The sequence below is a fragment of the Piscinibacter defluvii genome (assembly GCF_004011805.1).
Classification (GTDB): Bacteria; Pseudomonadota; Gammaproteobacteria; order Burkholderiales; family Burkholderiaceae_C; genus Piscinibacter; species Piscinibacter defluvii.
The window spans coordinates 2,501-4,660 of sequence record NZ_RCHJ01000063.1; the positions used below are offsets into that span (position 1 = coordinate 2,501).

The 2,160-nt window shown below is 51.9% G+C and carries 1 rRNA gene (running past one end of the window); it reads left to right on the forward strand.

The window, feature by feature from the left end:
- Positions 1-2,139: ribosomal RNA gene (locus tag D9C15_RS32530) — 23S ribosomal RNA — on the forward strand; it begins 784 nt to the left of the window's first position.
- The last annotated feature ends 21 nt before the right edge of the window (positions 2,140-2,160 follow it).

The following is a 2,160-nucleotide window of genomic DNA, read 5'->3' on the forward strand; positions in this document are numbered from 1 at the left end:
ACGCACGTTGAAAAGTGCGGGGATGAGGTGTGGGTAGCGGAGAAATTCCAATCGAACCTGGAGATAGCTGGTTCTCCCCGAAATAGCTTTAGGGCTAGCCTTAAGTGTAAGAGTCTTGGAGGTAGAGCACTGATTGGACTAGGGGTCCTCATCGGATTACCGAATTCAGTCAAACTCCGAATGCCAATGACTTATCCTTAGGAGTCAGACTGCGAGTGATAAGATCCGTAGTCAAAAGGGAAACAGCCCAGACCGCCAGCTAAGGTCCCAAAGTGTGTATTAAGTGGAAAAGGATGTGGAGTTGCTTAGACAACTAGGATGTTGGCTTAGAAGCAGCCACCATTTAAAGAGTGCGTAATAGCTCACTAGTCGAGTGACTCTGCGCCGAAAATGTACCGGGGCTAAATACACCACCGAAGCTGCGGATTGATACCGAATGGTATCAGTGGTAGGGGAGCGTTCTAAGGACAGTGAAGTCAGACCGGAAGGACTGGTGGAGTGCTTAGAAGTGAGAATGCCGGTATGAGTAGCGAAAGACGGGTGAGAATCCCGTCCACCGAATGCCTAAGGTTTCCTGAGGAAGGCTCGTCCGCTCAGGGTTAGTCAGGACCTAAGCCGAGGCCGACAGGCGTAGGCGATGGACAACAGGTTGATATTCCTGTACCACCTCTTTATCGTTTGAGCAATGGAGGGACGCAGAAGGATAGAAGAAGCGTGCGATTGGTTGTGCACGTCCAAGCAGTTAGGCTGATAAGTAGGCAAATCCGCTTATCGTAAAGGCTGAGCTGTGATGGGGAAGCTCCTTATGGAGCGAAGTCTTTGATTCCCCGCTGCCAAGAAAAGCTTCTAGCGAGATAAAAGGTGCCTGTACCGCAAACCGACACAGGTAGGCGAGGAGAGAATCCTAAGGTGTGCGAGAGAACTCTGGTTAAGGAACTCGGCAAAATGACCCCGTAACTTCGGGAGAAGGGGTGCTTTCTTAACGGAAAGCCGCAGTGAATAGGCCCAAGCGACTGTTTAGCAAAAACACAGCTCTCTGCGAAGCCGTAAGGCGAAGTATAGGGGGTGACACCTGCCCGGTGCTGGAAGGTTAAGGAGAGGGGTTAGCGTAAGCGAAGCTCTGAACTGAAGCCCCAGTAAACGGCGGCCGTAACTATAACGGTCCTAAGGTAGCGAAATTCCTTGTCGGGTAAGTTCCGACCCGCACGAAAGGTGTAACGATTTGGGCACTGTCTCAACCAGAGACTCGGTGAAATTATAGTACCTGTGAAGATGCAGGTTACCCGCGACAGGACGGAAAGACCCCGTGGAGCTTTACTGTAGCCTGATATTGAATTTTGGTACAGTTTGTACAGGATAGGCGGGAGCCTTTGAAACCGGAGCGCTAGCTTCGGTGGAGGCGCTGGTGGGATACCGCCCTGACTGTATTGAAATTCTAACCTACGGGTCTTATCGACCCGGGAGACAGTGTCAGGTGGGCAGTTTGACTGGGGCGGTCGCCTCCTAAAGTGTAACGGAGGCGCCCAAAGGTTCCCTCAGAATGGTTGGAAATCATTCGTAGAGTGCAAAGGCATAAGGGAGCTTGACTGCGAGACCTACAAGTCGAGCAGGGACGAAAGTCGGGCTTAGTGATCCGGTGGTTCCGCATGGAAGGGCCATCGCTCAACGGATAAAAGCTACCCCGGGGATAACAGGCTTATCTCCCCCAAGAGTCCACATCGACGGGGAGGTTTGGCACCTCGATGTCGGCTCATCGCATCCTGGGGCTGTAGTCGGTCCCAAGGGTTGGGCTGTTCGCCCATTAAAGCGGTACGCGAGCTGGGTTCAGAACGTCGTGAGACAGTTCGGTCCCTATCCGTCGTGGGCGTAGGAAATTTGAGAGGAGCTGTCCTTAGTACGAGAGGACCGGGATGGACGCACCGCTGGTGTACCAGTTGTTCTGCCAAGGGCATAGCTGGGTAGCTATGTGCGGAAGGGATAAGTGCTGAAAGCATCTAAGCATGAAGCCCCCCTCAAGATGAGATTTCCCATAGCGTAAGCTAGTAAGATCCCTGAAAGATGATCAGGTTGATAGGTTCGAGGTGGAAGCATGGTGACATGTGGAGCTGACGAATACTAATAGATCGAGGACTTAACCATATAATATGTAGCAAATGTTAT